The 5,856-nt window shown below is 61.1% G+C and carries 7 protein-coding genes and 1 other annotated feature; of the genes, 4 read left to right on the top strand and 3 right to left on the bottom strand.

Features of this window, described 5'->3' with window-relative positions; genetic code table 11:
* Positions 1–17: 17 nt before the first annotated feature.
* From COA07_RS17485 to COA07_RS18115, 3 genes are all read right to left on the bottom strand, one after another.
* On the bottom strand, positions 18–512 hold the full coding sequence (locus tag COA07_RS17485) for a hypothetical protein (protein ID WP_141396575.1): 495 nt from the start codon (positions 510–512) through the stop codon (positions 18–20).
* Complete coding sequence (locus COA07_RS17480) at positions 513–728, bottom strand: helix-turn-helix domain-containing protein (RefSeq protein WP_066712210.1); 216 nt, start codon at positions 726–728, stop codon at positions 513–515.
* A 106-nt stretch (positions 729–834) separates the two neighbouring features.
* A complete protein-coding gene (locus tag COA07_RS18115; RefSeq protein ID WP_141396574.1) occupies positions 835–1,839 on the bottom strand; it encodes a hypothetical protein in 1,005 nt (334 codons plus the stop codon).
* Positions 1,840–2,417: 578 nt separating this feature from the next.
* Here COA07_RS18115 and COA07_RS17475 point away from each other — a divergent pair.
* From COA07_RS17475 to COA07_RS17460, 4 genes are all read left to right on the top strand, one after another.
* A protein-coding gene (locus tag COA07_RS17475) for an IS3 family transposase (RefSeq protein ID WP_096641361.1) occupies positions 2,418–3,649 on the top strand; the annotation gives its coding sequence in 2 pieces (ribosomal slippage) (positions 2,418–2,709 and positions 2,709–3,649; 1,233 coding nt in all).
* Positions 2,702–2,818 (top strand) — a sequence feature (AL1L pseudoknot). (Overlaps the previous gene by 117 nt.)
* A gap of 84 nt (positions 3,650–3,733) precedes the next feature.
* Entirely contained in the window at positions 3,734–4,555 is an 822-nt protein-coding gene (locus COA07_RS17470; protein WP_066712216.1) for a hypothetical protein, read from the top strand.
* Positions 4,556–4,645: 90 nt separating this feature from the next.
* Positions 4,646–4,960, top strand: a complete 315-nt coding sequence (locus COA07_RS17465; protein WP_066712219.1) for a hypothetical protein — start codon at positions 4,646–4,648, stop codon at positions 4,958–4,960.
* Positions 4,957–5,511, top strand: coding sequence for a hypothetical protein (locus tag COA07_RS17460; protein WP_066712222.1), 555 nt, complete (start codon positions 4,957–4,959; stop codon positions 5,509–5,511). The genes COA07_RS17465 and COA07_RS17460 overlap by 4 nt, the downstream gene beginning before the upstream one ends.
* Positions 5,512–5,856 lie beyond the last annotated feature (345 nt).

The following is a 5,856-nucleotide window of genomic DNA, read 5'->3' as shown; positions in this document are numbered from 1 at the left end:
GTCGGGCTACGCCCGCCCTACGCCGCAACCAGCGCGAACAAAGCGCCCGTCATACCCGTCACGCTGCTCGACGAAGGGGGTCCCTTTTGCACGCCGATAGGGGGTCCTTTTTGGACGCCGATTGACAGACGCGGGTCGACCTGCATCAGCTCTTCTGCGCTATAACTCCAGTCTGGCGGAATGACGGTAGCCAGGGAGACGGCGGGGCCAGCGGCCTCGACCAATTCGATCAGCGCACCGGTGACATTCCTGCGCAACTTGCGCATCCAACGCTTCGACGCCAACGTCTCGGCGACCCGCTCGCGGGCCAGCTCCCTCGCCAGTTTGCGAGCTTCTTCCACCAGATGGGGCGGCAGCGCGGTGCCTTTCAGCGCTGTAGCTGTCAGCAACCTCGCACGGGTTGCATCTTCCTCCTTTGCTTGCAGATAGGTTTCGAACCGTGCCTCAGGGTCCTTGTCGACCCGGTAGCGAAGTTTGGGCTTACCTAGGTCAGCGACGCTATAGACCGGCACTTACGCCGCCCCGCTTGCGTCGAGGCACTCCTGGACAAAGCGCTCGATGCTCACGTGAGTGACGAGCGTGCGCCGGCCGATCTTACACCGCTTCAACCGCCCGGAGCTCAGCAGCTCGTACACCAAGGTGCGCTTGCAACCAATCAGTCGGCAGGTTTCGGTGACGTCGACCAGGATGGGGAGCGAGGACGGGCTGTCGGCCCGGTAAGCATGCATATTTGACCTCCTTCAAAAGCGAAGGAGGGCGAACTATGCCGACTTTTGGCGGTTACCTAAGTCGCGTTGGAGGGTTGAAATTTCACGGCGGACTGAGGGAACCTTTTCATTCGCGCTCTCGCAGCCCCGCGGCGCGCGTGATCGCCTCCTCTACCGTAGTCGAATCATGATCCCGAATCGAAACCTCTTCGCGGAACCTCGCTAGATTTACCCCTCTCTCAACCGGCCACCAAGCGCTTGGCCCCTTATTGCGCTGCGCGGCACGCAGTAGATCACCCACTCTTACAAATTGATCCATGAGATTTCTATTCCTAGATTTTTTCTCATCATTGATATACCAGCTAACCTCATTCCGCACCTTCTGCGTCGTCTCTTTATCGAGAACCTTTTCTGCAGACGTTCGCCATCTCCGAACTGAGGCCCAATCACAAGCGACTAAGCGGGAGACCAGATAATCAAACTTTTGGGAATTACTAAGATCTACACCCTTTGTTGTTTTTGGCAGCTTGATTCCACGATCATCGAGGTAATCTTTGTATAGATCTAAATTTAGGCCAGACATCCGGATTTCCGTTCCGAATAGCACAAATTTTAGTCGGTATTTGTTGATTGTATGCGCAGAGGCCGCCCTCGTTACCTTTGCCGGCCTCATAAGAGGCTGAGTTTCGCCAGCATTCAGCGCCCTTAGGGCGGAAATTAGCTCATCGATGACGACGATGTAGCCAAACTGTTTCCTGCTTATGTCAAAGATGCTGGGACTTAGCCACTCAAGTCGCGAAGCCACCAATTCACGAACCGCCTCGACAGACGATAAGTCGGGAGACAGCGCTTCATTAATCGGCACAAAGGGAAACATCATTCTCTCAGATACCTTTTCTAGGTACCGACCTTTAATCTCCCTCTTCCCATCTTCATCTATAAGACTGTAGATCATTAGAAAATTTTGCAGTGATTCTAACTCCGCCGCAAGGCATTCCGCGACGCCCTCTTTATCACGCAACATTGAGGCTTCAGATGTGAAGGCTTTCGCCAGCCACTCATACAGACTTGCCAGGGCTTCGTTGTCATCCCGCTCGTTCGATGGCTCGTCATTCATCAGATAATCTTTCATCTATACTGGGATCCCCCACCCGACCTAACCCATACCGACAGATCTCTTCCAAAAGTCAGCAACCACGTGCGCAGCATCATGACGGTGGAGACGACCGCCCTCAGCCACGATCATTTCCACGAGCGATCGAGCACTCTGGTAGAGCTGTAAAGGTGATTGCCTGCCTCGATGTCGACTGCCGGCAGCGGGGCCTTTCGTATCAGACGATCAACGAATTTGGCCAGCGTGACGCGCCGCAAACACACGCAGCATTCGCCTTACCAGCCCGGCAACGCGCCTATGAATTACACGCAGTGTGTACAGTCTACCCCGCTAACTACCCTCCCAGGGGTGCCCGCAGGTGTCCCAGAGCCATCCACGCCCCCTCTCCCCCTCCCCACTTTTTCCGGGCCATCAGACATGAAACAGCCTCACAAGCGCCCCCGCATGGCGCAGCCGCGGATGCACCGTGGCACCAAACCCACGCCCAAGCCAAAGCGCAAGCCGAAACCCAAACGCAAATCACTTTCCCTTTCTCGTATTCCGCACTGAACCGCCCCGGGTTTGTCGGAGGCCCCAACTCCTGAGAGGAAGGGGCTATGACGAGTAAGACGACCAACAAGTTTTCACCTGAGGTGCGCGCGCGGGCGGTGCGGATGGTGCTGGACCACGAAAAGGATCACCCGTCGCGCTGGGCCGCGGTGGTGTCGATCGCGGCGAAGATCGGGTGCGCGGGTCAGACGCTGCACGAGTGGGTGAAGAAGGCCGAGGTCGACAGCGGCACGCGCGCTGGGGTGCCAAGCGACGTTGCCGACCGGATGAAGGCGCTGGAGCGGGAGAACCGCGAGCTGCGCCAGGCCAACGAGATCCTGCGTAAGGCATCTGCATATTTTGCGATGGCGGAGCTCGACCGCCGAGCGAGGTGATGGTGTCGTTCATCGACGCGCATCGCGAGGTGTACGGGGTCGAGCCGATCTGCCGGGTTCTGCCGATCGCCCCGTCGACCTATCATGCTCATGCAGCCAGAAGGATTGAGCCGACCAGGCGGTCGGCTCGGGCTCGGCGGGACGACGCGCTCCGACCGGAGGTGCGCCGCGTGTACGAGGAGAACTTCCGCGTCTACGGCGTGCGCAAGGTCTGGCGGCAGCTGCGGCGCGAAGGGTTCGACGTCGCCCGCTGCACCGTTGCCCGCCTGATGCGGGCGATGGGCTTGGCCGGCGTGATCCGCGGCAAGCCGGTCCGCACCACTGTCAGCGACAAGGGCGCGCCATGCCCGCTCGACCGGGTCAACCGGCAGTTCCGTGCGCCGGCGCCGAACAGGCTCTGGGTATCGGACTTCACCTATGTCGCGACTTGGGCGGGGTTCGTCTACGTGGCGTTCGTCATCGACACCTACGCTCGCCGGATCGTTGGTTGGCGAGCCAGCAGGACGGCGCATACCAGCTTCGTCCTGGATGCGCTCGAGCAGGCGCTTCACGACCGACGACCGATGCGGGGTGGCGGCCTCGTCCACCACTCCGATCGCGGCAGCCAATACGTGTCGATCAAGTACACCGAGCGCCTTGCCGACGCGGGAATCGAACCGTCGGTCGGCAGCGTCGGCGACAGCTACGACAACGCTTTGGCTGAAACCATCAATGGCCTCTACAAGGCCGAGGTGATCCACCGGCGCGGGCCGTGGCGCAGCTTCGAGGCGGTCGAGTACGCCACGCTGGAATGGGTCGACTGGTTCAATCATCGCCGGCTGCTCGAGCCTATCGGCAACATCCCGCCCGCCGAAGCCGAAGAGCAATACTATGCTGCCGCGGACATCATCGATATGGCGGCGTGACTCACATCCAACGGCCTCCGGCAAACCCGGCGCGGTTCAGTCGAACACGCGCTGTCGTGCTGACCTGCATACCCGGAGACCATCATGCGCATCCCGCTACCCCTGGCGGCCGCTACGTCGCTGGCGGCCTGCAACATCGTGCCCGCCACCAACACGACCGACCCTGCCCCCACCGCTGAGGCTCCCAACACCATGGCGCTGTTGCGGGCTGGCGATGCCAAGATCTGCGTCGACCCCGACGTCGAAGAGACGCTGCGTAGCATCATCAGGCCGGAGGACGTCGATACCGAAGCCTATGCGATTATGTTCGACGCGACCGCATTACAGGCTTTCGACCCCGCGGTGACCAGGGCCACCTGTAACGGCAACGTCACCATCGCCAATCGTCAAGGTGAGACGATCCTCACCGGCACCGTCGCCTACACGGTGCTGCCGTCAGCCAAGAACCCAAACACCTTCCTTGTATGGAGCGCGGCTGACGCCATCACGCAGCAACTACGTGACCATGCCGTCACTGACCAAGCCGCCGACCAACAAGCGCGCGAGACGGCAGAACAGGAGCGTAAGCTCGCCGCCATCGTCAAACCCGGCTGGTTGCGCGGACGCTGGGTTCAGTCGGGCTATGGCGCGCAAGCCTGCGTTGACGGCCCCTATCGCGAGTTTGGCGCCCAGAACCGCTACAGCGTTTCAGACGGCGACGGCACCTGGGGGCTGGCGGGCACGGTCGTGAAGATCGAGCGCGACGGCGCATCGAGCTTCTTCGATATCACCAATGCCGAGCGCGACGGCATGAGCTGGAACGACGAGCAGGACACGCCGACGTTTCAGCGGCGCTGCACGGCCGATGAGATCGCAGGTGCCAGTGCCGGCGGGGCGATGCCCGATCCAGTCGCCGCTCCCCGGTGACAGGCGACGTTAGGTCACGCCCCTGCCCTTCATACCCCAAACAACCACCAGACCCCCCACCCCTGCCCCAACCTCATTGGAGACACGCTGATGCGCTTCATTGTCGACCTGTACCGCTACATCATCGTCGCGTTTTGCGCCGTTGCGCTCATCGCCGGCACCGTCGCCTTGTTTGCCGCGCTCGACCAGAATGGCGGGCTTGGCGCTGCGTATCCCGGCTGGGTGCTGGCGGTTGCGCTGGCAGTCGCGGTAAGCTTCATTCTCAACATCGGCGGGCTGGCGCTGGTCGTGTCGCTGCATGATCGCCACGCCGACTTGAGCGATACCGCCGCCGAGATGAAGCTCACGCTCGACCGCATCGCCGACATCCTCGCCTATGGCACCGACAAGGAGCGCGAGCAGTGAAGCGCCCCAACTACAAACGCCGCGGCGAGCTGTTCCTCGCCGTGTGCTTCTTCATCGGGCTGTTCATCTACCAAAACATGAGAGACCGCACAGGCGGCGGCTCGGCACCAGGCGCCGACACCGACGCTGGCCAGCAGGAGCTCAAAGCGGTTGATGGTGATGCGCAGGCGACGGCTGCGCAGCCCACCGTACCTGCCGCAGCGTCGCTACCACCTGCCACGGTCACGAGCTCCGCACCTGTCGAAGCCGGGGACGATCAGCCGACCGGCAATCAAAGCGGCAACTGCGACGCCATCGTGCTTCACCGCGTCGCCGCGATCGAGAATGAGACCTCATTCATGGAACAGGGAGAAACATACGGCTCGGTGACCCAGTACTGGCGCAACATGCGCACTGGCGTATCGTGGTTCTGCGCACACGGCAGCTACTGCTACCCGGAGTACGTCCAAGACGGTGGCGAGCGGGTGCTGGCAATAAAGCTGACAAACTGCGCCGTTCAACCCGAGGGAGCGGATCGGGAGGGTGATGAGGTACTGTTTTCCATCGGGTGAGCTTCGCACGCGGACGGGCGGATCCGAGGCTGTAACGACCCACATCCGGTCTTTCACGGCCTCTTTTCGGCTTCCCAGCTTCTGCCATCCGTTCATGTTCACAGCGGAGAAGGTGCTGAGCCTCCGCCCCGGCTGCTGCGCCGCCAGCTTTCCCAAAAAGGATCGAGAAACGGGAACGCCGAGCGGTTCCCGAAATCCTTCACTATTGCAGAAGTGAGGTAAGCGTCCGGTCTTCTCCACCTTGCTGACGAGGTGATGCGCAAGCCACAGGTGCGGCACTGTGGCAGACACCGGTGCGGCATCATGGCGACGCGAATTATCGAGATGGTCGGGACTGAGCCGCGC

This window comes from Sphingomonas adhaesiva (assembly GCF_002374855.1).
GTDB lineage: Bacteria > Pseudomonadota > Alphaproteobacteria > Sphingomonadales > Sphingomonadaceae > Sphingomonas > Sphingomonas adhaesiva.
The sequence above is the reverse complement of the archived record's forward strand: the minus strand, read 5'-3'. Positions and strand labels throughout refer to the sequence as shown.

Excerpts from the sequence above, each read along its gene's own strand:
- COA07_RS17480 (WP_066712210.1), bottom strand. The coding sequence starts at position 728 with ATGCATGCTTACCGGGCCGACAGCCCGTCCTCGCTCCCCATCCTGGTC.
- COA07_RS18115 (WP_141396574.1), bottom strand. The coding sequence starts at position 1,839 with ATGAAAGATTATCTGATGAATGACGAGCCATCGAACGAGCGGGATGAC.
- COA07_RS17470 (WP_066712216.1), top strand. The coding sequence starts at position 3,734 with ATGCGCATCCCGCTACCCCTGGCGGCCGCTACGTCGCTGGCGGCCTGC.
- COA07_RS17465 (WP_066712219.1), top strand. The coding sequence starts at position 4,646 with ATGCGCTTCATTGTCGACCTGTACCGCTACATCATCGTCGCGTTTTGC.